The 26,252-nt window shown below is 36.8% G+C and carries 28 protein-coding genes; 13 read left to right on the forward strand and 15 right to left on the reverse strand.

Annotated features, from left to right (window positions below):
- Positions 1 to 391: 391 nt before the first annotated feature.
- Positions 392 to 1,267, reverse strand: a complete 876-nt coding sequence (locus ACNHOZ_RS11270) for a YitT family protein (RefSeq protein WP_013058095.1) — start codon at positions 1,265 to 1,267, stop codon at positions 392 to 394.
- A gap of 289 nt (positions 1,268 to 1,556) precedes the next feature.
- Between ACNHOZ_RS11270 and ACNHOZ_RS11275 the strand changes: the two genes are divergently transcribed.
- Entirely contained in the window at positions 1,557 to 1,757 is a 201-nt protein-coding gene (locus ACNHOZ_RS11275) for a cold-shock protein (RefSeq protein ID WP_025908891.1), read from the forward strand.
- 197 nt (positions 1,758 to 1,954) lie between these two features.
- Here ACNHOZ_RS11275 and ACNHOZ_RS11280 read toward each other — a convergent pair whose 3' ends face one another.
- The 4 genes from ACNHOZ_RS11280 to ACNHOZ_RS11295 form a co-directional block, all read right to left on the reverse strand.
- Positions 1,955 to 2,128, reverse strand: coding sequence for a hypothetical protein (locus ACNHOZ_RS11280; protein WP_168761049.1), 174 nt, complete (start codon positions 2,126 to 2,128; stop codon positions 1,955 to 1,957).
- 371 nt (positions 2,129 to 2,499) lie between these two features.
- Positions 2,500 to 2,703, reverse strand: a complete 204-nt coding sequence (locus ACNHOZ_RS11285) for a cold-shock protein (protein WP_014459099.1) — start codon at positions 2,701 to 2,703, stop codon at positions 2,500 to 2,502.
- A 295-nt stretch (positions 2,704 to 2,998) separates the two neighbouring features.
- Positions 2,999 to 4,402 (reverse strand): MFS transporter, encoded by a 1,404-nt coding sequence (locus tag ACNHOZ_RS11290; RefSeq protein ID WP_033580232.1) that lies wholly within the window; start codon positions 4,400 to 4,402, stop codon positions 2,999 to 3,001.
- 431 nt (positions 4,403 to 4,833) lie between these two features.
- Positions 4,834 to 5,094, reverse strand: coding sequence for a hypothetical protein (locus ACNHOZ_RS11295; protein WP_155404462.1), 261 nt, complete (start codon positions 5,092 to 5,094; stop codon positions 4,834 to 4,836).
- Between the two features lie 429 nt (positions 5,095 to 5,523).
- Here ACNHOZ_RS11295 and ACNHOZ_RS11300 point away from each other — a divergent pair, with 429 nt between their 5' ends.
- The 5 genes from ACNHOZ_RS11300 (at position 5,524) to ACNHOZ_RS11320 (ending at position 11,158) form a co-directional block, all read left to right on the forward strand.
- Complete coding sequence (locus ACNHOZ_RS11300; protein WP_155404461.1) at positions 5,524 to 7,245, forward strand: ABC transporter substrate-binding protein; 1,722 nt, start codon at positions 5,524 to 5,526, stop codon at positions 7,243 to 7,245.
- 73 nt (positions 7,246 to 7,318) lie between these two features.
- On the forward strand, positions 7,319 to 8,275 hold the full coding sequence (locus ACNHOZ_RS11305) for an ABC transporter permease (protein ID WP_048019514.1): 957 nt from the start codon (positions 7,319 to 7,321) through the stop codon (positions 8,273 to 8,275).
- 11 nt (positions 8,276 to 8,286) lie between these two features.
- Complete coding sequence (opp4C, locus tag ACNHOZ_RS11310; RefSeq protein ID WP_048019513.1) at positions 8,287 to 9,207, forward strand: oligopeptide ABC transporter permease; 921 nt, start codon at positions 8,287 to 8,289, stop codon at positions 9,205 to 9,207.
- 11 nt (positions 9,208 to 9,218) lie between these two features.
- Positions 9,219 to 10,196, forward strand: a complete 978-nt coding sequence (locus tag ACNHOZ_RS11315) for an ABC transporter ATP-binding protein (RefSeq protein WP_447697123.1) — start codon at positions 9,219 to 9,221, stop codon at positions 10,194 to 10,196.
- Positions 10,193 to 11,158, forward strand: a complete 966-nt coding sequence (locus ACNHOZ_RS11320; protein WP_048019511.1) for an ABC transporter ATP-binding protein — start codon at positions 10,193 to 10,195, stop codon at positions 11,156 to 11,158. The genes ACNHOZ_RS11315 and ACNHOZ_RS11320 overlap by 4 nt, the downstream gene beginning before the upstream one ends.
- Positions 11,159 to 11,673: 515 nt before the next feature.
- Here ACNHOZ_RS11320 and ACNHOZ_RS11325 read toward each other — a convergent pair.
- The gene (locus ACNHOZ_RS11325; protein ID WP_048019510.1) at positions 11,674 to 12,888 is read right to left on the reverse strand and encodes a threonine synthase; all 1,215 of its coding nucleotides are present in this window, start codon (positions 12,886 to 12,888) and stop codon (positions 11,674 to 11,676) included.
- Between the two features lie 406 nt (positions 12,889 to 13,294).
- On the opposite strand from ACNHOZ_RS11325, the gene ACNHOZ_RS11330 reads away from it, so the two are divergent.
- From ACNHOZ_RS11330 to ACNHOZ_RS11345, 4 genes are all read left to right on the forward strand, one after another.
- The gene (locus tag ACNHOZ_RS11330; protein WP_168761051.1) at positions 13,295 to 14,521 is read left to right on the forward strand and encodes a dicarboxylate/amino acid:cation symporter; all 1,227 of its coding nucleotides are present in this window, start codon (positions 13,295 to 13,297) and stop codon (positions 14,519 to 14,521) included.
- Between the two features lie 50 nt (positions 14,522 to 14,571).
- A complete protein-coding gene (locus ACNHOZ_RS11335; protein WP_013058107.1) occupies positions 14,572 to 14,703 on the forward strand; it encodes an FbpB family small basic protein in 132 nt (43 codons plus the stop codon).
- 273 nt (positions 14,704 to 14,976) lie between these two features.
- Entirely contained in the window at positions 14,977 to 15,648 is a 672-nt protein-coding gene (locus tag ACNHOZ_RS11340; protein ID WP_016766587.1) for a MarR family winged helix-turn-helix transcriptional regulator, read from the forward strand.
- Between the two features lie 53 nt (positions 15,649 to 15,701).
- Complete coding sequence (locus ACNHOZ_RS11345; RefSeq protein WP_168761052.1) at positions 15,702 to 17,228, forward strand: MDR family MFS transporter; 1,527 nt, start codon at positions 15,702 to 15,704, stop codon at positions 17,226 to 17,228.
- Between the two features lie 178 nt (positions 17,229 to 17,406).
- On the opposite strand, the gene ACNHOZ_RS11350 is transcribed toward ACNHOZ_RS11345, so the two are convergent.
- The 3 genes from ACNHOZ_RS11350 to ACNHOZ_RS11360 are packed head-to-tail and all read right to left on the reverse strand — an operon-like array spanning position 17,407 to position 18,829.
- Entirely contained in the window at positions 17,407 to 17,697 is a 291-nt protein-coding gene (locus ACNHOZ_RS11350) for a hypothetical protein (RefSeq protein WP_048019508.1), read from the reverse strand.
- A gap of 37 nt (positions 17,698 to 17,734) precedes the next feature.
- Complete coding sequence (locus ACNHOZ_RS11355) at positions 17,735 to 18,016, reverse strand: hypothetical protein (RefSeq protein ID WP_168760337.1); 282 nt, start codon at positions 18,014 to 18,016, stop codon at positions 17,735 to 17,737.
- A 36-nt stretch (positions 18,017 to 18,052) separates the two neighbouring features.
- Positions 18,053 to 18,829, reverse strand: coding sequence for an SDR family NAD(P)-dependent oxidoreductase (locus ACNHOZ_RS11360; protein WP_168761053.1), 777 nt, complete (start codon positions 18,827 to 18,829; stop codon positions 18,053 to 18,055).
- Between the two features lie 233 nt (positions 18,830 to 19,062).
- Here ACNHOZ_RS11360 and ACNHOZ_RS11365 point away from each other — a divergent pair, with 233 nt between their 5' ends.
- Complete coding sequence (locus tag ACNHOZ_RS11365; RefSeq protein ID WP_168760338.1) at positions 19,063 to 19,278, forward strand: hypothetical protein; 216 nt, start codon at positions 19,063 to 19,065, stop codon at positions 19,276 to 19,278.
- Here ACNHOZ_RS11365 and ACNHOZ_RS11370 read toward each other — a convergent pair.
- From ACNHOZ_RS11370 to ACNHOZ_RS11380, 3 genes are all read right to left on the reverse strand, one after another.
- Positions 19,275 to 20,015 carry a CPBP family intramembrane glutamic endopeptidase gene (locus ACNHOZ_RS11370; protein WP_168761054.1) on the reverse strand — a complete coding sequence of 247 codons (741 nt, stop codon included), beginning with the start codon at positions 20,013 to 20,015 and terminating at the stop codon, positions 19,275 to 19,277. The genes ACNHOZ_RS11365 and ACNHOZ_RS11370 overlap by 4 nt on opposite strands.
- Before the next feature lie 158 nt (positions 20,016 to 20,173).
- Positions 20,174 to 20,401, reverse strand: coding sequence for a hypothetical protein (locus tag ACNHOZ_RS11375; RefSeq protein WP_168761055.1), 228 nt, complete (start codon positions 20,399 to 20,401; stop codon positions 20,174 to 20,176).
- A 44-nt stretch (positions 20,402 to 20,445) separates the two neighbouring features.
- Positions 20,446 to 20,892 carry a helix-turn-helix domain-containing protein gene (locus tag ACNHOZ_RS11380; protein WP_275210968.1) on the reverse strand — a complete coding sequence of 149 codons (447 nt, stop codon included), beginning with the start codon at positions 20,890 to 20,892 and terminating at the stop codon, positions 20,446 to 20,448.
- Positions 20,893 to 21,147: 255 nt separating this feature from the next.
- On the opposite strand from ACNHOZ_RS11380, the gene ACNHOZ_RS11385 reads away from it, so the two are divergent.
- Both ACNHOZ_RS11385 and ACNHOZ_RS11390 read left to right on the forward strand, forming a co-directional pair.
- Entirely contained in the window at positions 21,148 to 21,648 is a 501-nt protein-coding gene (locus tag ACNHOZ_RS11385) for a CcdC protein domain-containing protein (RefSeq protein WP_240962100.1), read from the forward strand.
- Between the two features lie 215 nt (positions 21,649 to 21,863).
- On the forward strand, positions 21,864 to 22,808 hold the full coding sequence (locus ACNHOZ_RS11390; protein ID WP_168761058.1) for a phosphotriesterase family protein: 945 nt from the start codon (positions 21,864 to 21,866) through the stop codon (positions 22,806 to 22,808).
- Between the two features lie 72 nt (positions 22,809 to 22,880).
- Here ACNHOZ_RS11390 and ACNHOZ_RS11395 read toward each other — a convergent pair whose 3' ends face one another.
- The 3 genes from ACNHOZ_RS11395 to ACNHOZ_RS11405 form a co-directional block, all read right to left on the reverse strand.
- Positions 22,881 to 24,143: a SulP family inorganic anion transporter gene (locus tag ACNHOZ_RS11395; RefSeq protein ID WP_063247446.1), complete on the reverse strand. Its 1,263-nt coding sequence runs from the start codon at positions 24,141 to 24,143 to the stop codon at positions 22,881 to 22,883.
- Positions 24,144 to 24,611: 468 nt separating this feature from the next.
- Positions 24,612 to 25,241 (reverse strand): hypothetical protein, encoded by a 630-nt coding sequence (locus ACNHOZ_RS11400; RefSeq protein ID WP_168761059.1) that lies wholly within the window; start codon positions 25,239 to 25,241, stop codon positions 24,612 to 24,614.
- Between the two features lie 46 nt (positions 25,242 to 25,287).
- Positions 25,288 to 26,190 carry a LysR family transcriptional regulator gene (locus tag ACNHOZ_RS11405; RefSeq protein WP_063247448.1) on the reverse strand — a complete coding sequence of 301 codons (903 nt, stop codon included), beginning with the start codon at positions 26,188 to 26,190 and terminating at the stop codon, positions 25,288 to 25,290.
- Positions 26,191 to 26,252: the final 62 nt, after the last annotated feature.

A 26,252-nucleotide genomic window follows, 5' to 3' on the forward strand; every position in this document is an offset into this window, starting at 1 on the left:
GCTTTGTTAAATACAGCACGAGAGGAAAGTGAATACAAATACATATGGTACACGTAGGCTATCTGAGTCTGCTGTTTGACGGCGGAAGAAGTTGTATGTGCCTTTTTTCAGTAACAAGTGCTTCTATTATAATATGGAACGCTGTTGTCAAATTTCCAAAGAAGAAATACAAAGGAAAAATCATTACGTGAATGTCTTCAGGTACCCTATCTACTTTAACTCTGACCGTCTCATTTTTTGAGCATATCCGATTTTAAAACCCTCCGCTCAGCAAGTGGATTTTACGATAAGAAAAAGCAGCGGATGTAAAACATCACGCTGCTTTTTCTTATCTCTACACGCCTAAGTAAAAAAGGATATGGTAGAGTGTTCTTACGATGTATTGATGATGTTAGTGAATATTATTCTTTCGGAAATTACCGCCTTTAACTTCGGCTACGTCATATACCGTAACAAAAGCCGTCGGGTCAATTTCATTGATAATTTCTTTCATTTTGCTTTCTTCCAAGCGGTTGATTACACATGTGATTTCCTTGAATTTCTCATGAGAGTATCCGCCGTAAGCTTCTTTATATGTAGCGCTTCGACCTAAACGATCACGTATTGTCTCTACCATTAACGCAGGCTGAGAAGTGATAATCTGGAAGGTTTTCGATCCGCTTAGACCTACTTCTACGATGTGAATAACTTTGGATGCAATAAAGTATGCAATTGCAGAAAGAATCGCGCCTTGCAGACCAAATACTAATGAAACAAAAATAAAGACAAACGCATTTAAGAACAAAATAAGATCACTTGTTCCAAACGGCAATTTTCGAGAAAGCAGTACAGCTAGCATATCGATGCCATCTAGCGCGCCGCCATTACGCAGTGCGATTCCCATTCCAAAACCAAGGATAATACCGCCGACAACGGTTACGAGTAGTGTATCTCCTTCAATAATCGCTGGAGTGTGATGCATGAGGCTTGTACCGACAGCTAGTGAGACGATTCCGAGGATGGAAAATATAGCAAAACTTTTCCCGATTTGTTGATACCCTAACCATACAAAAGGAATGTTAATAACGGCAATTAGAACACCTAGTGGTAATCCAAATAGGTTTGACGCAACGATACTAATGCCTGTTACCCCTCCATCTGAGACGTGGTTTGGAATTAAGACAGTTTCTAAGCCGTAAGCTGCAATAATCCCTCCGATAATGACCATTAGTGCTCGGAAAGCAATTTTTAGCCGCTTAGGCCTGTGGTGTTTTTTAGTTGTGTTCATATAATTCCTCGCTTTTAAATGTTTTTTACTATTTAAGTGTACCACAAACATTCTCTTTATTTGAACTGAGGAGGCTTACGTATCGTTTTTTAGCTCACATAGTGCAAAATAGACAAAGGAGAACTTCTAGCTGTACAAACTCTATCCTTGCAATACGTCATCATTTCTGTTAAGTTTAAGGAGAATTATTTTTGTTCGGTAAAGATTGATAAGTTACATAACTTTCGTCTGTAGATTTGAGCAAGGATAGTAACACAATGTGTGCGTGTCACACTAGGAGGCAACAATTATGGAACAAGGTAAAGTAAAATGGTTTAACGCAGAAAAAGGTTTTGGATTCATCGAACGCGAAAATGGAGACGATGTATTTGTACATTTCTCAGCAATCCAAAGCGAAGGCTTCAAATCTTTAGACGAAGGTCAAGCAGTTACATTTGAAGTAGAACAAGGTCAACGCGGCCCTCAAGCTACTAACGTTCAAAAAGCGTAATCCGTCATAAATAGAAAAAGACAGACTCCATGGAGTCTGTCTTTTTCATTACTTTGAAAATGTAATAATAAAACCCTATCCACTGAGGAATAGGGCTTATTAATACAAAAATAGTAATCGGTAATACAAATGGTAAACTCAGTATAGCATAGTATTGGCGGAATCCAAACTATAAATCAATATTTCTTCATGAATAATTATGATTCGTGCTTCATTAACTCTTCTTCAAAGAAAAATGTACTGGGATATTTATCAACTGTATAAGAATATCTTTTCATATTTTTCACATAATGACTTTTTAAGATGATCACTACTTCATTAGATGCTTTTATACTTACTGTTTCTCCATTAGCAAATAAGCTTATACTCATATCCTTCATCCTCTCTCATATCAAAACCAATCAAATTTTTAACTTTATTTATCGGGAAATATAATGTGCAGCTTATATTTGAGACGTTATCAGCATTCTGATAGTCAGCAACCTTTTCCAACGGCTAGTCCAATGAAGGTTAGTTATATTTGATACCTTAATACCTGCTCCTAAAGCCTATCGTTCTACAGCTATAAGGCATTCTTTTCTATTTATTTACGACACAGGATATAGGTAGCTCTTCTTTACTGGCTTTTGTCTCCAATGTCTATACTTATGTTTAAAGTAACCTTTTTAAAATCATTTCTTTTTTAATGATTAAAATCCAAAGCAAAAAGACCCCTATGTGGAGTCTTTTTACGTTGGATTAATTATGCTACTTTATGAACGTTAGCAGCTTGTGCTCCGCGTTGACCTTGTTCAATGTCAAACGTTACTTTTTGACCTTCTTCTAACGATTTAAAGCCTTCACCTTGAATAGAGCTGAAATGTACGAATACATCGTCTCCGCCTTCAACTTCGATAAAGCCGAAGCCTTTGTCTGCATTAAACCATTTCACTGTACCTTGTTCCATAATAGTGCCTCCTGGTGTGGAATACTCCACGGTTGTATTACTACCCTTGTCCAACCATACTATCTTAAGATAAAAAATTCTATTGAAGAGATTTCTCTTCTCTCAATCCTATACCGAACAAAAATAATTAATTTAATCGTAACATACGGAACCGCAGATAGCAAATACAGGAAATGGAATAAATCATCGAACGATAAAAAGAGCCTTCTCTTTGTAGCTCTATACAAAGAGAAGGCTCTTTTTGAGTGTTCCTATTTTACGCAGCAGTGAATGTAGCAGCTGCTTATTATTTACTTTATTTTTCTGTTTGCTCTGTGTGCCACCATAATGAATCTTTTGGATTTTCAACCGCTTCATTGTACTCAGACTTAGAAGCAACTGTAGGGTATGAACCTTTCAGTGATTTTCCTGCAGTGTTCGCGAACAGGAACAAGATTACGAAAAATCCGATGATGCTCACAATCGTTAAATAGAATGCTGGAGCTAAATGATTGCCCGTTGCGTGAACTAACCATGTCGCAACTAATGGCGTCGTTCCACCAAAGATAGAAACTGAAACATTAAACGTAATCGCTAATGTTCGGTAGCGAATATCTGTGTAGAACATCGTTGGCAGCGTTCCTGGCATTGTTCCTTCATACGTAGCAAGTAAAACACCTAGAATTAGAATACCGATTGAAATAAAAACCAAACCATTTAAGTTGATTAAATAGAACGAAAAGGCTGACAGTAAGCTCAATCCGCCTAGACCGATTAAGAAAACTTTCTTGTTTCCGATTTTGTCGCTCAGTTTTCCAAACATAAGAGCAAGCGGCACCATTAAAATCATAACTGCCGTAATTAATACCGTACCAACTGTGTTTGATAAACCAATAATTTCATTCAAATAAGAAGGCATGTACGATAATAGCATATAGTTTGTAATGTTAAAGAAAGCCACGGCTACGAAACAAACAAACACATCTTTTTTGTGATTTTTTAAAATAGAGAGGAAGCTTTCTTCTTCAACTTCGTCTTCGTTGGAAAGTTCATTTTCAAAAATAGGTGTTTCCCCTAAACTTCTTCGTAAATAAAAACCAATAAGTCCTAAAGGCAATCCTAATAAGAAGGGAATTCTCCAGCCCCATGAGGCCATCTGTTTATCCGAGAGAACAAAAAACAGTAAGCTGGCTAGCAGTGAAGCAAGAATATAGCCGACAAGTGTACCGATTTCTAGTCCACTTCCAAGCACATTTCGCTTATTGTCTGGAGACGATTCTGCAATATACACCATCGCACCAGCATATTCACCACCAGTTGAAAAACCTTGAATGATTCGTGCAATTAATAAAAGGATGGGTGCCCATATACCGATTTGATCATATGTAGGTAACAACCCAATGAGTAATGTGGAAAAGGCCATTAAAATAATGGTGGTGGTTAAAACGACTTTCCTTCCTAACTTGTCTCCAATTTTACCGAATATAACACCGCCTAATGGACGCATTAAAAAGGCAATCGCAAATGTGGCAAATGTGAACACTAATTTGAGCTGATCATTTTCAACTGCACTAAAAAAGTTTTGACTAATAATAACGGCTAAATATGAATACAAGCCAAAGTCAAACCATTCCATCGCGTTTCCTACTCCTGTAGCAAAGACGCTTTTTTTAGCTTTGTCAATATCTACGACGTTAATTTTTTTCTTGTTAAACTTCATTTCATCACGTCACCTCCGCGGTATACGATTATACAAGACTGAGTAGTAAAGTCAAATTTGACTCACTGTATTTCACATGCAAATGTGTTGGAACACTACTTATTTTTAAGTAAAAAACGAAAACTATTCATGTGATGTTAAATATTAAAAAAGGTTATGGCTAAAGGGTTTGAAGCCAAAAAAAGCTGAGGAAGAAACATTAATAAATAAATGAATTAAAACCAAAATAAACTTTTTTTATTTCAACGTACAATTCGTTGCTACTAAAAAAACGTTTTTTGCCTAAAAATAGGGATCGCTTTTGATGGAATTACAATCGCCGAAATAGTAACTAGTCATTAAAGATAGCGCATTTGGTTTACAATGTTCTTGGTAGCAATTTCCACTCAGGTTATCTGACAATTATTGTTTCAACCCATTAGATATAAGCTTTATTTTGTAATAGATACACTGTTTCTATTACAAAAATTATGTAGCTTCAAAAATAAATATAAAGCTCGTTCTAACAAGTGCAGCACTGGATGATTCGGTCCATAGAATAAAACTTTAAGAGTTGGCTGGGGTTCTAGGGATAGAAATTCAACTCCTTTCTCCTTATAATCGTTCGTGGCTTCAAGTAGGTCTTCTACTGTAAAAGCAAGCGGGTTTACAATGCGACTTTTGGCATATTCTTCAAGTTGAGTATATGACAAATGAATTCAACTTCCTCACCAAGCTGTTTCTCTGGATGTAAAGATGCCATCTCTCCTTTTTCGAATACCCCCTGAGACAAACTTTAAACCTAAATGTATCCGTATTATATTGAATATAAAGATTCACAACTATAACAATAATTTACATATAATACTTTTTTTACATTTTTTCTATGATAAATGAAAACGTTTTACAAAATGCGGCGTGCTGTTTTTAAGTTTTTATTTTCAAGAAATTACTTTTTATGATAAGTCATATTTCTTTAACTGAAGTCACTTTGATACTTATTGACTCTCCCATATCTTAGAAATATCATAAAATAAAACATACTTTTTCGATAAGAATTACATGTTTTATTATACATAGAACTGGAAGTGATAAAAAAGTTTACTGGTTTTGCACAAAGAAAATATAACTTGGGGTGGAAAATGATGAAAAAAATGACTGGTTTAGTGTTAACAATGACTTTTGCTAGCTTTTTATCGGCATGTGCACTAAATAGTAGCACAGATGAAAAAGCTAATAAGGAAACAACTTCTGCTGTACAGACGGCCGACATTAAACAAATAAAAGATCAGGTAATAAAGGCTTCTAACACAGGAAATATTCCAGCCAAAGCGCTAGAAAGAAAAGATACGTTTATTGCTGGAATGTCAGCTCCCGGAGGCGTCTTTTTGCCTTATTTCTACGACAACGGCTGGGATGGAAACGCAACAAGTCCTATCTTTAGCCCTTTAGTAGATTTAGATAAAAACGGAAAACCCATTCCGATTTTAGCAAAAAGTTGGGAAATCTCAGATGATCAGCTTGTTTATACGTTTCACTTAAAAGATGATTTAAAATTCAGCAACGGCTCCCCTCTTACTGCCGATGACGTAGCTTTTACATTAACACTTCTTCACGATCCAGCTTATGACGGATGGGGTGACTTAGCGACCGCTACAATTAAAGGTGGAAAAGACTATAAAGATGGAAAAGCAAAAACAATAGAAGGAATCAAAGTGGTTGATCCTTTAACAATTAAAATCACAACGGAAAAAGTAAACGCAAAAGCTCTTTTACTGCTAGGCGGTATCGTGCTATCAAAAGATTATTACGGAAAAGACTATACGTACGGCCATTTAGATTATTTAAAAAACCTTTACTCTAAGCCTGTAGGATCCGGCCCTTACAAGCTAGAAAAATATATTCCTGGTCAAGAAATACGCTATGTTGCAAATAAGAACTATTATGACGGCCCGCCTAAAGTAAAGAATTTCATTTATAAAGTAACCACGCCGGAAACAACTTCTCAACTATTTGAAGCAGGCGAAACAGACTATGACCGTTTTCCAGCAGAACCGGAAAGCGTAGAGCAGCTTAAAGAGCTAGGTTTTGCAAATATCAAAGTGACAACCGCTAACTCTTATAGCTACGCGTATATTAACAATACTAAGCCGTATCTAAAAGATAAAGCCGTCAGACAAGCATTGATATACGGCCTTGATCGTCAGAAAATTACCGACGTTACATATAAAGGATACGGCACTGTTGCTAATGTACCTGTTTCTCCTGTCTCGTGGGCATACACAGAAGATGGCATCAACAAATATAAATATGATGTCAAAAAAGCTAAAAAGCTATTAGATGACGCAGGATGGAAAGTTGGAAAAGACGGAATACGAGCTAAAGGTGGCACTAAGCTGAAAATCAGTTATTTAACAAGCAGAAATGACGACGATTTTATTCCAATCGCAAAAGAAAATTACAAGGCGCTCGGCATTCAATTTAACCCAGAAGTATTAGACTTTAATACTCTTTTGACGAAGCTGAATAAAAAAGATTACGACTTAGCTGCTGTTTCTACCCCTATGCTTACTGACCCTGACGATGCAGTCGCAGATTTAGCTTCGACTCACCCTGATAATTCAGCAGGATATTCAAACCCTAAGGTAGATAAATTGTTAGAAGAAAGCGTTGGCACTACGGATATTAACGAACGCAAAAAGATTTACCATGAACTGTATAAAGAATTATCTGATGATCCGCCGGTTATTTTACTGAATTACCGTAAAGTTATTCACGCTAATAATGCACGCATTAGCGGACTTAATCCAGATAATTTTACTGGGATTTCTGCGAGCCTTCCAAACCTTTCAATCAAAGAGTGAAGTCTGCTTTCATGTATAGGTAAAAAATAGTGCCTGGTCCTAGCCGCCGGGCACTTTTAGGGAGGAACACGTATTGAAACAATATATTTTTTATCGATTTTTACAAATGATTCCTATTTTAATTGGCACCTCTTTTCTTATTTTTGTTCTTTTTGCTTTATTGCCCGGGGATTATATCGACTCAAATCCTAAACTGACTCCGGAAAGAGCTCAGGAACTACGAGAATTATATGGACTTGATAAGCCGATTTTAGAAAGATACGTAAGGTGGTTTACAGATTTAGTAAAAGGTGATTTTGGTTTTTCATTAAAGTACCAAGAACCTGTAACGTCATTATTAAATAAATTCATTTGGAACTCATTTCTTATAGCTGCAGTTTCTCTATTTTTCACCTGGACAATCGCTCTATTTACAGGGGTTATTTCAGCTGTAAAACAATATTCTTGGTTCGATGGCTTTGTTACACTTGGTGTTTTTGCTGCTATGTCATTCCCTTCTTTTTTTATTGGTTTATTGCTTATTAAATTTTTTGCTGTTGATTTAGGGATTCTTCCAATTGGAGGGATGATTGATACAGGCAGTAATACAACAAAGCTAGCTTATCTGCTAGAAGTGAGTAAGCACATGGTGCTCCCGGTGGCGATTTTGACACTTCTAAGCGTAGGTTCATTAACTAGATATTTTCGTACCGGAATGCTTGAAGTCATTCGGCAAGATTATATACGAACAGCACGTGCAAAAGGATTAAAAGAACGTTCTATCATTTTTAAGCACGCGTTAAAAAATGCGTTGCTTCCTGCTATTACACTGTTAGCTTTTGAACTGCCCGGGCTATTTTCCGGTGCGATTATCACTGAACAAATTTTCAACTGGCCCGGGGTGGGCAGAATTCAGCTCGAAGCATTAAGCTTTAGGGATTATCCAGTCTTAATGTCTTTTACGATGTTACTTTCTTTCTTAACGATTATAGGTAACTTTTTAGCAGATATTACATATGCAGCGGTCGATCCGCGAATCCGGTTAAAGTAGGCGATTATTGTATGGAAACTTCATTAGTAACAGATCAGCCGCAAAAAGACGCAGTTTCAAAACCAATATCACTATGGAAACAAACGTATATGCGGCTGCGAAAAAATAAATTAGCGATAAGCGGATTATTCTTTTTGCTTGCCATGATTGCTTTTAGTTTTATTGGCCCTTTGTTTTCTCCTTATGTCAACAGTACTGTAAATGTTAATTTAATGAATCATCCGCCAAGCGCAGAGCATTGGTTAGGTACAGATAAGTATGGAAGAGATGTACTCACCCGCTTGATGCTTGCTGGTCAAATTTCTCTCACTGTAGGAATTGCTTCTATGATTCTATCCGTTTTAATTGGCTCTGTTTTAGGAGCTGTTGCTGGTTTTTACCGAGGTATCATTGATCAAGTGCTGATGCGGCTAGCTGACATATTGATGTCTATACCTGGCCTTCCTCTTTTGTTGATCATGGGCGCTATTTTATCAGAATGGAAAACGCCTTCTGAATACCGTATTTATATTATTATGCTAATGCTCAGTTTAATTGGCTGGCCTGGACTTGCAAGGCTTGTTCGCGGCCAAGTTCTTTCACTGCGTGAACAGCCTTTTATTCAAGCCACACAAATATTAGGTTTAAGCGATAAAAGAAAGATTTTTTATCATTTAATCCCTAATATTTTCCCTTTGTTACTGGTCGTTGCTACTTTAAACGTAGCAGGAGCTATTCTAAGTGAGTCTGCTTTAAGCTATTTGGGGCTAGGCGTGACTCCCCCTACACCTTCTTGGGGAAATATGATTGATGCAGCTAATAATTTAGTTGATTTTAAAAAACGACCTTGGCTTTGGATTCCACCAGGCGCTGCCATCTTTTTAACGGTCATTTCTATTAATCTTCTTGGAGACGGTTTAAGAGATGCGCTTGATCCTAAAATGAAAAGGTAGGTAATGAATAGATGAATACACCTTTACTAGAATTAAAAGACTTACACACCTCTTTTCATACGGAAGAAGGTACGGTTACAGCAGTAAACAACGTCAGCTTTTCCATTACCCCTGGTGAAACGGTATGTATCGTTGGTGAATCAGGATGCGGGAAAAGCGTAATGGCTCTATCCATTATGCAGCTACTTTCTGATTCAGGGGAAATTACAGATGGTCAGATTTTATTTAATGGATCCAATCTATTAGAAAAAACAAAAAAAGAGATGAGAAAAATTAGAGGAAAAGACATTGGGATGATTTTTCAAGAACCGATGACATCTCTAAATCCAGTATTCACTATTGGAGACCAAATTACCGAGACTCTATTAGAGCATCTATCTATCAGTAAAGCTGAAGCTAATGATAAAGCCATTGAACTTGTTACGCTTTTAGGGATACCCAATGCTAAAAAAATAGTAAAAAGTTATCCGCACGAGCTAAGCGGCGGTATGCTTCAGCGGATTATGATTGCGATTGCACTCGGGTGCAACCCTAAGCTATTAATTGCCGACGAACCTACTACTGCTCTAGATGTAACGATTCAAGCTCAAATATTAGATCTATTACAAACTATAAAACATGACCTTCGTACATCGATCTTATTTATCACACATGATCTCGGCGTTGTAGCTGAAATGGCTGATACCGTAATGGTGATGTATGCAGGTAAAATCGTAGAAAAAGCACAGGTAGTTGAGCTATTTCAAAATCCAAAACATCCCTATACCAAGGGTCTGCTTCGCTCAAAACCGGTTATCGGCAAACGAACACAAAGGCTGCATTCAATACCAGGGCAAGTACCAAAACTTACAGACCTTACAGAAAGCTGTTATTTCAGCCAGCGCTGTGAACACTGTATGGATATTTGCAAAACAAAAGCGCCTCCCTTCATTTCAGAAAACAATCATTACACAGCCTGCTGGCTTTATAAGGAAGGTAAAGATCAATGAGTGAAACGCTGTTAGAAGTAAACAACTTAAAAAAATTTTACTCCTCCAAATCTACGTTATTTACATCAGCAAATGAACAGGTAAAAGCAGTGGACGGAGTAACATTTTCAATTAAAAAAGGTGACATTTTCGGATTGGTTGGTGAGTCAGGAAGCGGTAAGTCTACTTTAGGAAAAACCATTTTAAGACTTCATAATAAAACAAGCGGAGACGTATTTTTTAAAGGAAAGAATGTTTTTAAGCTGTCAAAAAAAGAGCTGATTCATTACCGTTTGCAGTCACAGCTCGTCTTTCAAGACCCTTTTAGTTCTTTAAATCCTCGAATTAGAATAGGCGAAGCGATTGGAGAAGCGATGATTGAACATAAGTTAGCTTCACGAACTAACGTAAGAGATCACGTCTTGTCGATTATGGAAAAATGCGGTTTATCTCCTTACCATATAGACAGATACCCACACGAATTTTCAGGCGGACAGCGTCAGCGAATTGTCATTGCCAGAGCCATGGCTTTAAATCCTGAATTTCTTGTAACAGATGAACCGGTATCTGCACTGGATGTATCAATTCAAGCTCAAATTATTAATTTGTTTAGTGAACTTCAAGAAAAAGAAAATTTGTCTTATCTGTTTATTTCACATGATTTGAGCGTCGTCGAGCACCTGTGTAACAAGGTTGCTATTATGTATTTAGGAAATATTGTGGAGCAGGCATCAAGAGATGAATTATTCAAAAATCCACTGCACCCTTATACAAAAGCGCTGTTATCTGCCATACCGATACCTGATCCAACCATCAAAAGAGAAAAAATCATTTTGAAAGGTGAAATACCAAGTCCGATTACCCCTCCCTCTGGGTGTAAGTTTAGGACAAGATGCCCGATAGCCCAGAAGAAATGTGCAGATATTCCACCTGACTATAAAGATGTCGGTTCTAGTCACTTTGTAGCGTGTCACTTTGTATAAAGACTCATTAGAAAAGGTTGAGACATAAAGAAATCTCTCCAATTTAAGACGAACAAATGAGATAAATAATTTAGTATGAATCGCTTGTTACACTTCTTTTGATTTTCGTGCAAGACTTCGCTGTCCGCGGGAGTCTTCGTCTTGCCCTCCAATCAAAAGCTAGAAGCAATTGAATACATGAAACCTCTATTCGCCTTAACAATGAAAAAATCCGAACGAGTTTGATTCTCCCTCAAGAATCAAACTCGTTCGGCCCTTCCTTTAACAAAAATACTTTTGCTCCAGTCCCTTCTTGCTGTAGGTGAGAAACTTTTCCCCTAGCTTTCTTTTAAAAGAAATATACTCATACGAGATAAAAGCATAAATTTATCCCCCAACCGTTGAAAACTGATTAACTGGACGCAGCAAACCTAAATTTTAAGTTTACCATTTATAATTTGGACAAGATAAAATTATAAAAATAGATCTCCGATTAGACTGCTTAAAGTCGGAGATCTATTTGGATGTTTCTTATTTTATTTTTTAGTAAGGCTGCCATTTCGCTCTAAAATAGGTACTTCAATATCTACCGTGTTTGGATATTTAACTCCAAGCCCTGTATTTAAAGCCACAACCGTTTCGTTTTCTTTGATCCATCCTTCTTCTCTTAAACGGCGTGCAGCTAAGAATGTAGCAGCACCTTCAGGACAAATGAACGAACCTTCAAGCTGCGCAACCTTTTTTTGTTCCTCCACAATCTTATCTTCGTCCACCGCAATCGCGCATCCATTTGTATTGTAGACTGCTTCTAAAACAAGAAAGTCCCCGATTGCTTTTGGTACGTTGATACCAAAGGCGATGGTTGAAGAATCCGGCCAAAATTCAGATTCTTGTTTTCGTTCATTCCATGCTTTTACAATAGGCGCGCAGTTTTCAGCTTGTACCGCAACTAAACGAGGAAGATCACCTTTAATCCAGCCAAGCTCTTTTAACTCATTTAACGCTTTATAGATTCCAATTAAGCCAACGCCTCCTCCTGTTGGATATAAAATCACATCAGGAAGATTCCAAGAAAACTGTTCAGCAATTTCTAAGCCCATAGTTTTTTTACCTTCGATTCGGTACGGCTCTTTAAGCGTAGAAGCATCATAAAGACCCCATGCTTTAATAGCCTCACCGACAATTTTACCCGCATCGCTGATGAGTCCATCGACTAAGTAAAGGTCAGCTCCAGCGACAGCACACTCATTTCGTGTAATAACAGGCGCATCTTTTGGCATCACAACGGTTGCTTTTATGTCAGCGCGCGAAGAATACAGCGACCAAGCAGCTCCGGCGTTTCCATTTGTAGGCATGGCTAACTGTTCAACGCCAAGTTCTTTTGCTTTTGACACCCCTACAGCGGCGCCTCTAGCTTTAAATGATCCCGTTGGAATAATGCCTTCATCTTTCATATATAAGTTTGGAATGTCCATTTCTTTACCTAGCTTAGGCATTTTTATAAGCGGAGTCATCCCTTCGCCCAATGAAACAACGTTTTCTGGATCTTCTACTGGAAGAAGCTCATGATATCTCCATAAATTTGGTTCCCTGCTTTGAACATCTTCTGGAGTCAAGTTAGGTTTCAATCTCTCTAAATCATACGCTACCAATAGCGGTGAGCCACATTCACATAATTGATGTTTTTCTTTTGGACTATATTCTTTTTTGCATTTAGGACAATATAAGTGAGAAACATAACTAAACGGCATCATACACACTCCTTTAAATTCTGTAAACATAATAACATATATAAAATATAATTTATAGTATTTTTATCAGAATTATAAGGTATGACTTATTCATGGTTTTATAGATCATTAATAAAAGCGTAAAAACCTTAAAATATCAGGGTTTTTACGCTTTTTCTAACACTGCTTATATTACTTTTTTTAACATTAAAACCATCAATTTTAGATAAAAACCCGAAGAATAAACAAAATCCACACTTTACTTATAGGAATAATTGTTTTAGTATGTAAAAAGATATTTTAAGGAGGTATTTTAGGTGAATGCACTTTCGATAGTGAATAAGCATAATAATAGCATGTGTACTTGTCTAATTCTCAAAGGTTACTAAAGCAAAAACAATACTACACTACAAGGAGAATTGGACAGATGGCTGCAAAAAAGAAATTTAAGCTTAATTTAGGATTAAAAGTAATTATCGGATTAATTCTTGGATTGATCGTTGGTTATGTTAGTAAAGAAGTTGGTTTAAAGTTAGAAATAGTAGGAAAAGCGTTTATCCAGCTTATTCAAATGGTGATTGTCCCTCTTGTTTTCCCATTGATTGTATTAGGAATCACAGGGATGCATGATACAAAAAAGCTGGGACGAGTAGCGTTTAAAACGCTTCTCTATTTTGAGATTGTGACTACAGTATTAATTATATTAGGAATACTCATTGCTAAAGTAACAAATGTAGGTGGACATATGCATGTAGGTGCAGTGGATACTTCCTCGTTAGGAAACCTAGCAAAAGGCATCGACTTTGGAGAGTTTTTCTTAAGTATTATTCCAAGCAATATTGTAGAAGCAATGGCACAAGGAAAGCTGTTGCCGATTATTTTCTTTGGTATTTTTGTAGGGTTAGCTCTTACATCACTTGAAGGTAAAGCGAAGCCGGTTATTACATTTTTTGAAGCATGGCTACAAGCTATGTTTAAAGTAGTAGAATACGCGGTATCGTTTGCCCCAGTTGGCGTATTTGGATTTATCTCATTTAGCGTGGCTAAATACGGGATTGGCAGCTTGCTTTCTTTAGGCCAATTTGTAGGTATTACGTATTTATCTTTTGCCATTACGGCATTTGTTGTGTTTCCGATTATCGCACTTATTTTCCGTATCCCTTATAAGGAACTGTTAAAAAGAACCGGAGATTTGATTTTATTAACGTTTACAACGCGCAGTTCAGAGGCTTCTATGCCGCTGCTCATTCATCGATTAGAAAAGTTCGGAGTGTCACGTTCTGTCACTTCTTTTGTATTACCAACCGGCTACTCTTTTAATCTAGATGGAGCTAGCATCTATATCAGTGTAGCAATTATTTTTCTTGCCAATGTATATAACTTACCTCTTAGTCTTGAACAAATTATTGTGATTATTGGTTTATTAATGCTTATGACGAAAGGATTAGCAGGCGTCCCTTCAGCTGTCATCGTTGTACTGTTAGCTGCGGCTAAAGAAATTGGCTTACCTGCAGAAGGAGTCGCTTTATTATTAGCAGTTGATTTCTTTGTAGACATGGGCCGTTCAGCATTAAATGTCGTAGGAAACTCTTTAGCTACGGTCGTCATCGCAAAATCTGAGAAGTCATTTCATTTTAATGCCGAGGATAAATAACCATACCCCCTCATCATTCAAAAACACGATAGTGAGAAAGAAGTGTTAGTTTGTTTAAACAGAAAAAATCTTTTGAAGAACTAGTAAAAGAAAATAAACAAGCATTATTAAAAGATAAAAAAGCAATGGAGAAAATCGAAAAACGTATTGAAAAACGCCATGAAGTGATAAAGCTAACTTAGTACAGTTAGCTTTATCACTTTATTTTGTAATCATATCTTTTAGCAAACTTACTTAATCAAGTAAGGGATTTCTATAGAATATACAGCTTTTATGCATATGTTTAACTTTGTCAAAGTATCTTTTTTATAAGAAATTGACATTTTAGTAAGGTACCTTTATTATTTGATAAGGTACCTTATTTTTATTTCAAATGAATCCTTCCTATCTTATTATAAGGATAAAATTTTTTATGTAGATAAGTGCAGCGTTAAATTAGTAAGGAGGCTTTTATCATGAATGAAAGAGATAACGAATATTTACACGAGCAAGATTTGATTGATCAATTTTTCAGGTTCCAGAGACAGCTGGCAAGATACCAGCGACACTACTTTGTTAATCGAAGAGATGCTGGAGCACTAGGTGATCAGCACCGGGGGCAAGGACGGATATTAAAATTATTAAAATTGCAGCCTAAAACTACACAAAAAGAGCTGTCGTACTTACTGGATATGAGACCTCAGTCAATAGGTGAATTACTTAGTAAGTTAGAAAGAAAAGGTTACATTGTTCGTACGCCATCTGAGAAAGATCGGCGAGTACTTTCCGTTGAGCTAACAGAAGCTGGACTAGAAGCTATCGAGGCTACGGAGGAACAAGACAATAACTCAGGCATCTTTGATGTTCTTTCAGAAGAAGAGCAGGATACTCTTTCACATTTAATGCAAAAGTTAAATACTTATTTAGATGAAGAAATGTTAAAACAAGGTCATGATGAAAATCAAGAATTTCGACGCCATAATGACCTACGAGGATTTGGACCTCACCACAGATTTTTTGGTGGTGATCCAGAGCATGGTCCAAGAAGTTTTGGGCGCGGACCTTGGGGAGACGGTGCTGAATTTAGAACACCGAGATTTAGAAACCGAAATCCCCGAGAGACTAATAGAGATAATAACGAGAAATGATTCACATGCTGTTTAGTGATCATTTCTAATAATTTCACGAGAGGAAACGCAATATGGAAAACATCTCAAATGTTGGAGAACAAGTTTTAAATAATAAAAACAATAAAATACTAGTAATGACTGGATTAATGATTGGAATTATTTTTTCTGAGCTTGATGAAACAGTTGTAAATACAGCCATGCCAACGATTATACGTGATCTTGGCGGATTATCTATGTATGGCTGGGTTGCAGGCATCTATATGCTAGCTCTATCTGCTTTCATGCCTATACTAGGAAAATTAGCCGATTTATTTAGTCGAAAAAAAGTCTACTTCGCTTCTATGGCTTTCTTTATTGGAGGCTCCATTATATGCGGGCTTTCTCATTCAATGATTATGCTTTTAATTGGAAGAGGAATTCAAGGACTTGGCGCGGGTGGCCTCATGCCATTAGCCATGACGATTTCGAGTGATTTGTTCCCTGTTGAACAACGAGCAAAAGTTCAAGCGTTTATGGGACCAGTAATGTTTATCCCTATGCTTTTAGGCCCACTAATGGGAGGCTTTTTTGTAGATCAAGCAAGCTGGCATTGGATTTTCTTCGTGAATATTCCAGTGGGATTAATAGCAGTCATTTTTTTAGCAAGTGGGTTAAAAGAAGTACATGAAAGAAAAAAAGTAACAATTGATTGGGCAGGAGCTATTCTTCTAGTAGCTGCAATCATTTCGTTATTAATTACGCCTGTTTTAGTCGAGAACGAAGGGTATACGTGGAGCTCTCCATTTATCGTTTCGCTACTATATGTAGGCGTGATTTTAATTGGACTGTTTATTTGGGTGGAATCAAAAGTGATTGAACCTATTGTACCGCTGCATCTATTTAGAAATCGTAATATTTTAGTATTGTCACTGCTTGTTTTTACTGTAGGCTGTGGATTGATGGGCTCATTCTCATCTTTCCCTTACTTTGCACAAAATGTATTAGGCCTTACTCCTACAGAATCTGGGTATTTAACTTTGCCCATGATGGTAGGTGCTGTTGCAACCTCAATCGTTTCTGGATTTCTATTAACAAAAGTTCGGTACCGCGAATTATTCGTGATTTCTTTCATTATGCCTGTTATCGGTTTTTATTTATTTTCTAAATTAGATATTAGTACCACTACCCTGCAGGTCATTATTTTCTTTTTTATCACCGGTCTTGGTTTAGGCGTTATGTTCGGTGGAGATAACTTAATTGTTCAAGAATCTGTAGAAAAAGAACACAAAGGAATTGCCTTGGCAACTGTTCCATTGTTTCAGTCTATTGGCGCAACTGTCGGAGTAAGTATGTTTGGGACGCTATTATCTTCCACACTTACGTCAAATCTAAGCAGTTTAGGCGATGAATTGCCTAAAAGTATGGCAAATAATATGAATAGCCTGGCAGCAGGAGGAATTCCAAGTGGACTTACTCCAGAATTATTTATGAAAATTAAAGTTTTATTTATTGAATCGTTTCAGCATATCTATACTTACGCATTTGTACTTACGATCATTGCCTTTGTTTTATGCTTCTTTCTAAAAAAAGAAGTGCTATCTTCAAAATCAGAAGAGTAATAAAAGAGATTCTTGCTGTAGCCAAAGGTGTATTTGTACAACAGTCGTTCCGAAAAATGCAAAAGCCAATTCGAATTTAACACGAATTGGCTTTTTTTATTAATAGATTAAAGGTTTTACCTTAGTTATTTCGGATTTATATTACCATCAATTGTACTCTTGATTGTTCCTTCTTTTTTTAAATAGATTTATTCACACTCTCTTTTTTAAAGACTCCTGTTAAAAGCGCAACGAGTCCTATTAAAAAGAAAATAGGAAACAATAACATCATTAATGCAACTCCTGCAAAACCTTCTTCCTGACTAATTGCAAACAAAATTGAAACGGCCCACGAAAAGAACGGAGCTATGATTAATATAGTTGTTGTTCCCCACACCATATATTTTCTTTTAGCTGTTTTCCCTCGGCTTAGTCCGCTTGCAAACATAAGCCCTACTACTAAAACTGTTAATGCCACTCCAATTGCCATTTCATCACCGCCTTTAGCAGCCAGTTTCTCTTTTACTTTACACCGTTTTTTTTTTTGCCTCTTGGACGGAAATAAATACGCTTGTAGCAACAAGTAAGAGTAAACCTTCTCCTATAATGATTAAACCTTTTATTTGAATGTCTAGAGCATCAAGCCCGCTTATTTTCGCAAAAGCGTAAAAAAGTAAAAATGAACCGAATAACACCGTAACAAAGGAAATAACAAGGGCCACTATTCTTTTTTTAAACGCAATACTTATAAAAAGGATTACCGTAAATACGATACTAATGGCCATACAATTATTAAGAATGAACGACATAAGCATCCCCTTAAACACCTTTTTACTCCATTACTCTTACTCAAACCTAAACCCAATCCCACCATCTACAATAATATTTTGACCCGTAATAAAAGATGCGTCATCCGAAAGAAGCCACTTTACTGCTTTTGCCGCTTCAAGCGGATCACCAATTCTGCCCAGCGCATTGAGCTTTTGATAGGATTCATTGAGCTTTACTTTTTCCTCTGAAGATAAATCTGAAAATCTTTCTTCTAACATAGGCGTACGAAATGCACCTGGGCACAAAGAGTTAATTCTTATATGTTGATGACCATATTCTTGAGCAACTGATTTTGTTAAAGCGATCACACCGCTTTTCCCAGCCGCATATACGCCTGTCCCTGCTGAACATAAAATAGCGTCCATTGACGACGTATTCACAATGACACCGCTGTTTTGTTTGGTCATTACCTGCAGCTGATATTTCATACAAAGCCATACGCTTTTTAACGTAACGTTTATTAAATGGTCAAAGTCTTCTTCTTTGAATTCATGGGTAGCATTAGAAGCTGCCTCCGTGTTAGCCGCATTATTAAAGCCCACATCAATTCTTCCAAAAGTAGAGTATGTGTGGCTCACAAGGTTTTTGACATCTTGACTATTCGTTACATCCGTTTTGATAAAAAGAGAGTGAGGAGACCACTTTCTTAATCTAGAAAGAGCTTCTTCTCCTTTTTCACTATTTCTAGAAGCAATCACAACATGCATGCCCTCTTTTGCGAGTAATTCCGCTGTTGCTAAGCCAATCCCTGACGTTCCACCCGTAATAATCCCTACTTTTTCTTCAAACATACGTTTCTCCCCTTTTGCGTTTAATAAAATCTCAACAAATTAAATTGAGTAACACTAGCCATAGAAGTTATTCAGCTTTGGGTAGATTAATCCCTGCTTTAAAACACTAAAAAGAGACTGGGACAAAAGGAGATTAGACGAAGTGAAAAATGAGTCATTGATCAATACTTTTGATTCGTGGTTCGTTTGTTTGTGGTAAACATAATTTTCATGTGTGTAGGTTTTTCTAGCAGTTGATTGGAGGGCAAGGCGAAGACTCCTGCGGGAAAAGCGGAACAGGTGAGACCCAGCAGGAGTGTAAGCGACGAGGAGGCTCATCGGCCGCCCGCGGAAAGCGAAGCCTTGCACGGAAATCAACTGCGGTGTCAGAAGCGGTTCAGCTCGTGTATAGTAGTTATTTGTCTTTAGGTTGGGCTGGTTTCGTTACATCTCCACCTCTTTTTAACTAGCTACTAATCTGATGGTGAGAAACAGATAAAGTAGATTTTCGGTTCCATAAATAAAAGGCATATCCGCTTAAAAATAGAAGCAGCGCGTAATTAACAAATAAAGAATCATTTGCGTTGACAGGGCTTGTAAACTGGAGAAAATTATTTAAGCCGTGAAATACAATCGTCACTCCAATCGATTGACCGTTAACGATCAGTAAAGCCAAGACCAACCCAATAACAAATGCAAATAGAATTTGAAAAATTGTATTTGCTACCGATTGACTGCTTAACATATTCAAACTGTGCGTAAAGGCAAATAGGAACGATGATAGAAGAACCGCTACTTTATAGCTTTTTGATAACAGCAAATTCAGCATAAATCCTCTAAATACCATCTCTTCTACAAATGCTATGACTAGAGTTTGGGTAAGCAAAATAAGAACAATATCTGCAATGGAACTTCCGTGTACACCTTTGTTCCCGATGAGGATAATAAGCAAATACAAAAGAAGCGGAGAAAGAACGAGGATTCTTGTTCTAAAGGACATGTTTTGTTGAAAGGAGAAAAAATGCTGCCACTTTTTTGTTTTTGTTAGATAAAAAGCTATTCCTATTGCTAAAGGGACAACTCCTAAAAACTGAAGATAATGTGCAGTAGGATGCGTCATGCTCACGTATGCACCGTTTACCACAAACCAAAAGATAACTAAGATTTCTAGGCCAATAACTTTCCACAAAAGCTTTGACTTGATCATCACTACACTACCTTTCTACTTTAGGTTTCATTGATAACCTATATTCGTTTTAAGGATTTTATATGTTTTCACCTTTTTATCATTCAAGCTCAAAAACCATGTGAGGCAACGCTTCTTCCTTTTAAAATAAGAAGATCGTTCCTCCTTTTTTACTGTGATTACACACGGTACAAAAATGCACAAAATCCTGCCCACGTGACGTAATCACTGAACTCCATTTTTTTACCGCCTCTAACAAGTACATTTACAGCCCAATTCAAAGCACTTCCCTCGGACGTTTTAGCTACATACTTTCTCGCTAAAGCGTATGCTCCCACTCGAAATAAGTAATAGCTGACTAAACATAAAAAAGAGATGGTCATAAAATTTAAATTTAACTCTTTCACTTGGTACACCTCATCGTTTTTGTGTTATTACATAACATTGCTTTTTATTTCTGTTCATAAAAATCTTTTTTGACACCTTTCAAAAGCTTTAAGATTTCTTTATAAAAACAGATAATTAACATTCCAGCGATGTTTGTCACCATCATAATCATAAGATTGCCGATGATGAGACTCAGAAAATTCCCAAAAAACATGAGGCCAATTCCGATATAAAAGCCTGGGTGAAGCAGCTTATCGTCGTCTTCTTTTTCTTCTTCCTGAATGTTTATTCTGTTTTGTAATGCAGCATCCTTTTTAATAAATTCATCAATGGTTGTCTTGTAGATGTCTCCTAGCTTTAAAAGATGCTGAATGTCAGGATAGCCCTGATTATTTTCCCACTTATGTATGTTTTGTACAGGGACACCTACCTGCGTAGCAACCTCTTCTTCTGACATCTTTTGTTCTTCTCTTAATTTTTTTAATTGCTTTCCTAACCTCAACTCATTCACCTCTATAACTATGGCAGCGTATAAACAAAATTTGTTTGCACTACGTTTTCTCGTTTTCTACCATTCTAACATATTGTGGTAAAAAAGAGAGAAACAGTAACGAGACGTATAAACCATAAAACGACAATACTAAAAAATAGTGAGAATTCTCATGTGTAAAAAATGAAAGAATGCACTTTTATCTACAGCCTTTTAGTGTTTATACTAAATAGTGGATTGTACGAACATAGAAATGAAAAAGGAGGCAACATGACGATGGAAATGCTACTGATTTATCTATTTGTTATCGCTCTTATTGGATTCATTATCTGGAGAAAAATGAAAAAGAAAAATAAGCCCATTAAAAAGAATGGACTTGGTATATTAGCTCCTATTTTGTTCATATTAATTGCATTTTCTCTTAGTCTAAGTCAGCTGATACCGGGCCAGTCCTTTCACTTACCACCCTACTGGGAAATGATGATTGCTGGTGTATTAGGTGTGATATTCGGGCTCATTATGCTTAGCCAAACGGACTATGAAATAAGAGAAGATGGCTTTATTTATTCAAAGCCAAATAAAAATTTTAAATATGTGATTATCGCCATTATTTTTATAAGAATGGCTTTGAGCCAGTACTTCAAAGGCTTAGATTCCATAGACTTCGCGGTCTTGACGATGACATTAGCTTTTATTTATATTGTGATTTGGCGAGTTGGCAGCTATTTAAAATTCCGTAAATTAAATGGTGATAATTACAGTGTAAATGCTGGATAATCATCAATATGACTAGTCCTTCTTCCTGTTTGGAAAGAAGGATTTTTTGTCATAGTGAGTAAAAGTCTCGTGTGTTGTGTAAGACAACCTATATATTGTATAATGCAATATGTGTTTTTTATAACAGAAGTCTATCTATAAAAACAGATTATAGTAAAACTGTACCTAATCACCAGCTGTTTGATTTACAGGTATATAATGAAAGGAATCGTCACATGACATTTATCAATTCTGTAACAGGCCCAGTCAGCACGTCAGAACTAGGGCTAACACTAATCCATGAACATATGCGCGTTCGTTCTGAGTCTGTTCACGCACAGTTTCCTCATTTATATGATGAAGAACAAGAAGTGGCAAAAGCAGTCGAACAAGTAACTCGTGCAAAGAAGCTTGGAGTTAAAACAATCTGTGATCCTACGGTGATGGAACAAGGACGCGATATTCGTTTTATTGAGCGAATTGCCCGTGAAACAGATACTCAAATCATCGCAGCCACAGGAATTTATACGTATAACTACATCCCTACTCACTTTCAAACTCGTAGCATTGACTATATGGCAGACCTGTTTGTTCGAGACATTGAAGTCGGCATTCAAAACACATCGATTAAAGCAGGCTTTTTAAAATGCGCTACGGATGCACCTGGCGTAACGGCTGATGTAGAAAAAGTAATGCGCGCTGTCGCAAGAGCTCATAAAAAAACGGGCGTACCAATTATGACTCATTCACATCCTGCAAGCGGCACAGGCTTAAAGCAGCTGGACATCTTACTCGATGAAGGCGCTAATCCAAATCAAATTCTGATTGGACATACGGGAGATACAGATAACCTTGAGTATATTTCAAACATATTAAATCAAGGTGCCTTTATCGGTATGGACCGCTACGGCCTGACAAGAGAATGTTCAACTGAAAATAGAAATGAAACGGTCATTGAATTGGCTAAACAAGGCTATTCAAACCGCATGTTTCTCTCACAAGACTACTGCTGTACAATGGACTGGTTTCCAGAAGGCGTGATTGAAGAACGTTTTCCAAAATGGTCGATGAGCTTTGTATTAGAAGAAGTCGTGCCTGAGTTAAAAAGAAAAGGCGTAACGAAACAGCAGATTCAGCATATGCTTTTTGATAACGCCCGCTGCTGGTTTGAAGGAAAGTAATTAAAATATTATAAAAAAACCCCACTGTGCAAGCTTACAGTGGGGGTTTTCCGCGTATTATTCTACCTTACGTTAACCTGTTTTTCTTAATAATTTCTGCTTTTCTTTGCTCTTTTTTATCATAAAGTGGGCACCCGACAGGCATAATCCAACGGCGATTCCGATCGTCAAGTTTGTAAACACCGTTAGCGAAAATGTCGTAAGTAAAACCAATGAATGAAATGATTTTTCTTTTATCACCTTTGAGAACTGTTCTTTTTTACTGATATTCCACGCTACGACCATCAATACGGGTGCGAGACTCGCAAGCGCCACGTATGAAGCATATGGAGCAAGCACTAGCAGCACAATCAACACAAAGATAGCGTGCGTGATTCCTGCAATTGGAGATGAAGCGCCGTTTTTAATATTGGTAACGGTCCTTGCAATCTCTCCTGCTGCAGGAATACCTGAAAACATCGGCGTTACCATGTTTACGATTCCCTGGCCAATCAGTTCTTTTTTGCTGCTGTGCTTTGACTTTGTCATTTCATCCGCAACGCGAGCTGTCAGCAAAGACTGTAACCCTACAAGTACAGCAATTACAAACGCAGAAGGTAAAAGAGTTACCACCCTCTCCACTGTTATATCTGGAAACGCTGGCGCCGGGAAATGACGAGGTATCTCTCCGTAAATCGAACCAATCGTTTCAAACTGATTTGCAAAGAAAAAAGATGCTAATCCCGTTGATACAATAATTCCAAGTAAATAGGACATTCCCAGCGACTTAGGCGAAAAGTAAAGAACTATTAAAATCGTAGCTAAGCACAATCCTGCTGTAGCGATACTATAGATGTTGATGAAGTGTAAATTACCAAAGATCTCTTTTATATTCAAATGAAAAAATTGAAATTTGTCAATCGCGTGCAGCCCAAGGAAGTTTGGAATTTGTCCGCTGAAGATAATCAGCGCAATTCCTGACTGAAATCCTACAATAATAGAAGACGGAAAATACTTGATTAAAGCTCCTACTTTACATAGCGCAAAGATAATGAGGAGAATCCCTGACATAAAGCCGGCAATTAATAAGTTTTCATAGCCATATTGCAACACAATTCCTAATAAAACAGGAACAAACGCACCCGTAGGTCCCGCGATTTGAAACCTACATCCACCTAAAATAGCAATTAACAATCCTGCTACAATCGTTGTATACAGTCCTGTAACAGGCGATATTCCAGAAGCTATCGCAAATCCTAACCCTAAAGGTATAGCTATAATGCCAACAACAATACCCGATAGTATATCTTTCTTCAAATGCTGCAAGGAGTAATTTCGAAAAACCTCTAGATTCATAAGTGTACATCAGCCTCCATTTTAAGTAGTGAGGTTACCCATTCGTATTTTGGTCATACAACCTTATTTCACTTCCATTCGTTCAAAATAAGGTGGGCTACTCGATTACTTCTATCTTAAAGGAGACAACTTACAAAAAAATAAAGAGGAAATTAGAAGTTTCTTAGACAGTTATTAAAATTTTCTTAAAAATTCTTACTTTTTATTCTTTTAGTTATTTTTTAGATAAAATGCGGTTCTTTGTTGTAAATAAAGCAAGATAACTAGACCCTATAGTAACGATAGAATGAATGGATGTGGACAGGCTGTGTTTAAAAATCTTTAAGTTTAAGTAGACGACACGCCTACCTCCATTCGTTTAACTATATTCGAATTCATAGGAAGCTCGGTTATATAAGGCCAATTAATTACAAACGTGAACACTAAAAGACAGGAGCTTTGAATCATAATTCAAAGCCCCTGTTTTTACTAATAAGATATATAATACCAATTCTTTTGTATCTTTTCTATTTCATCAAACTTCATACCAAAATCGCCCGATGAAGGTTTACGGTTTTTTGGGTCATACACAAAACCCGAGAAATGGCCGAATAGTCCACTGCTTGTAAAGAAAAGTACGGAGATTGCCTTTCCTTTGGTTTCTACTGCAACATCATCTCGACCTCTGGACACACTCGCATACTCTTTCGGTAGATCAATCAGCGATGAGTTGTCGGGTTCATTGGAGAAAGGAATGAGCGATGGGTAGTCGACTCCATCGGCTTTCAAGACGCCACTTTGTATGTGAGCTGCCACTTCTTCTCTTTTCTGCTGATGGAGTTTAAAGTTTATGTCTAAATTAAGCTGCTCAAACGGAATGAAGAACCACAGCACAAAGGTTATCACTTGAATAACTAAAGGTAGCCACTTTCTACTACTAAAGAGATAAATCAATGTCCACAGCGTTAGTAGTAAAAAGAAAGGAAGGACAAAGAATAACCATATATATGGACTTACGTATTTCCCTATACGATCATCTAAATCCCATTGAAACAGGGACAATAAAAAAATGAACAAACTGCTACATAACGATAAAAGCAAAGTTAAATGACGTTTCACATATTTCCCTCTCTCTGAAATAATTCTTTTTAACCTTCACTCTTTATCATTCATTATTTACTATAGTTCTGTGAATCCGCTTTAAGAATTCTCTTATTATTCTAGAAAGCCCATTATTGGCGTTATAAAAATACCCAAAAGAATAAGTTTTATAGTGCGGAGGAGCAAAGTTAACGACTACATATTGATTACTTCTAGATAAACCAGCATCTGTTTTAAATGCGTAGTCAAATCCTATATTTATTGCCGTATTATTTTCCAATGTATGACGAATTGTATCTACATTATTGGTAGTAAACAAGATATCACATGGCAGTGAACTAAAACCTTTCATAAATTCCTGAATATACTTGTCGTTATATAAAACAATTGGCTGGTTAATTAACATCTCTTCAGTAATGAGTGTTTGTTTGGCTAATGGCGACTTCTTATTTACTGCAGCTACCATATGACCATCCAATAACTTTTTAAATACCAAGTTCCGATACTTTTTTTCTTCTTTTTCTGTATAAGTAATGAAACCTACATCTACTTCCCCATCTAGAACTTTATCTATAATATACTCGGTGCTATTTTCATAGACAGAAGCCTTTATGTTCGGATATTCTCTTTTAATTTCTGTTATTAAGCGAACGAGAATCTCCATTGGTCCTGGGTAGGTTGCAATCTTTATTTCACCATTCATTGTATTTGTATACGCTTCTGCTTCATCCATAAATTCTTGAATTTTCAATAAAGCAGCGCTGGCCTTTTCAATTAACCTATGACCTTCTTCAGTTGGAATAGATCCTCTTCTGGAACGATGAAAAATCATTATATTTAGTTCTTTCTCTAAATTTTTTATAGATTGGCTTAATGCAGGTAACGTAATATGAAGGTTACCTGCTGCTTCTTTTAGTGAACCCGTTTTATCTATTTCCACTATATGTTTTAATTGTTCAATATTCATAATGCCCTCTTTTTCTTTTAGTTAAGTATTACTTAACAATCGTTAATATTAACTAAATTTAC

The sequence above is a fragment of the Priestia sp. D51 genome (genome assembly GCF_053345675.1).

Excerpts from the sequence above, each read along its gene's own strand:
- ACNHOZ_RS11270 (WP_013058095.1), bottom strand. The coding sequence starts at position 1,267 with ATGAACACAACTAAAAAACACCACAGGCCTAAGCGGCTAAAAATTGCT.
- ACNHOZ_RS11275 (WP_025908891.1), top strand. The coding sequence starts at position 1,557 with ATGGAACAAGGTAAAGTAAAATGGTTTAACGCAGAAAAAGGTTTTGGA.
- ACNHOZ_RS11280 (WP_168761049.1), bottom strand. The coding sequence starts at position 2,128 with ATGAGTATAAGCTTATTTGCTAATGGAGAAACAGTAAGTATAAAAGCA.
- ACNHOZ_RS11285 (WP_014459099.1), bottom strand. The coding sequence starts at position 2,703 with ATGGAACAAGGTACAGTGAAATGGTTTAATGCAGACAAAGGCTTCGGC.
- ACNHOZ_RS11290 (WP_033580232.1), bottom strand. The coding sequence starts at position 4,402 with ATGAAGTTTAACAAGAAAAAAATTAACGTCGTAGATATTGACAAAGCT.
- ACNHOZ_RS11300 (WP_155404461.1), top strand. The coding sequence starts at position 5,524 with ATGATGAAAAAAATGACTGGTTTAGTGTTAACAATGACTTTTGCTAGC.
- opp4C (WP_048019513.1), top strand. The coding sequence starts at position 8,287 with ATGGAAACTTCATTAGTAACAGATCAGCCGCAAAAAGACGCAGTTTCA.
- ACNHOZ_RS11315 (WP_447697123.1), top strand. The coding sequence starts at position 9,219 with ATGAATACACCTTTACTAGAATTAAAAGACTTACACACCTCTTTTCAT.
- ACNHOZ_RS11320 (WP_048019511.1), top strand. The coding sequence starts at position 10,193 with ATGAGTGAAACGCTGTTAGAAGTAAACAACTTAAAAAAATTTTACTCC.
- ACNHOZ_RS11325 (WP_048019510.1), bottom strand. The coding sequence starts at position 12,888 with ATGCCGTTTAGTTATGTTTCTCACTTATATTGTCCTAAATGCAAAAAA.
- ACNHOZ_RS11330 (WP_168761051.1), top strand. The coding sequence starts at position 13,295 with ATGGCTGCAAAAAAGAAATTTAAGCTTAATTTAGGATTAAAAGTAATT.
- ACNHOZ_RS11340 (WP_016766587.1), top strand. The coding sequence starts at position 14,977 with ATGAATGAAAGAGATAACGAATATTTACACGAGCAAGATTTGATTGAT.
- ACNHOZ_RS11345 (WP_168761052.1), top strand. The coding sequence starts at position 15,702 with ATGGAAAACATCTCAAATGTTGGAGAACAAGTTTTAAATAATAAAAAC.
- ACNHOZ_RS11350 (WP_048019508.1), bottom strand. The coding sequence starts at position 17,697 with ATGGCAATTGGAGTGGCATTAACAGTTTTAGTAGTAGGGCTTATGTTT.
- ACNHOZ_RS11355 (WP_168760337.1), bottom strand. The coding sequence starts at position 18,016 with ATGTCGTTCATTCTTAATAATTGTATGGCCATTAGTATCGTATTTACG.
- ACNHOZ_RS11360 (WP_168761053.1), bottom strand. The coding sequence starts at position 18,829 with ATGTTTGAAGAAAAAGTAGGGATTATTACGGGTGGAACGTCAGGGATT.
- ACNHOZ_RS11370 (WP_168761054.1), bottom strand. The coding sequence starts at position 20,015 with ATGATCAAGTCAAAGCTTTTGTGGAAAGTTATTGGCCTAGAAATCTTA.
- ACNHOZ_RS11385 (WP_240962100.1), top strand. The coding sequence starts at position 21,148 with ATGGAAATGCTACTGATTTATCTATTTGTTATCGCTCTTATTGGATTC.
- ACNHOZ_RS11390 (WP_168761058.1), top strand. The coding sequence starts at position 21,864 with ATGACATTTATCAATTCTGTAACAGGCCCAGTCAGCACGTCAGAACTA.
- ACNHOZ_RS11395 (WP_063247446.1), bottom strand. The coding sequence starts at position 24,143 with ATGAATCTAGAGGTTTTTCGAAATTACTCCTTGCAGCATTTGAAGAAA.
- ACNHOZ_RS11405 (WP_063247448.1), bottom strand. The coding sequence starts at position 26,190 with ATGAATATTGAACAATTAAAACATATAGTGGAAATAGATAAAACGGGT.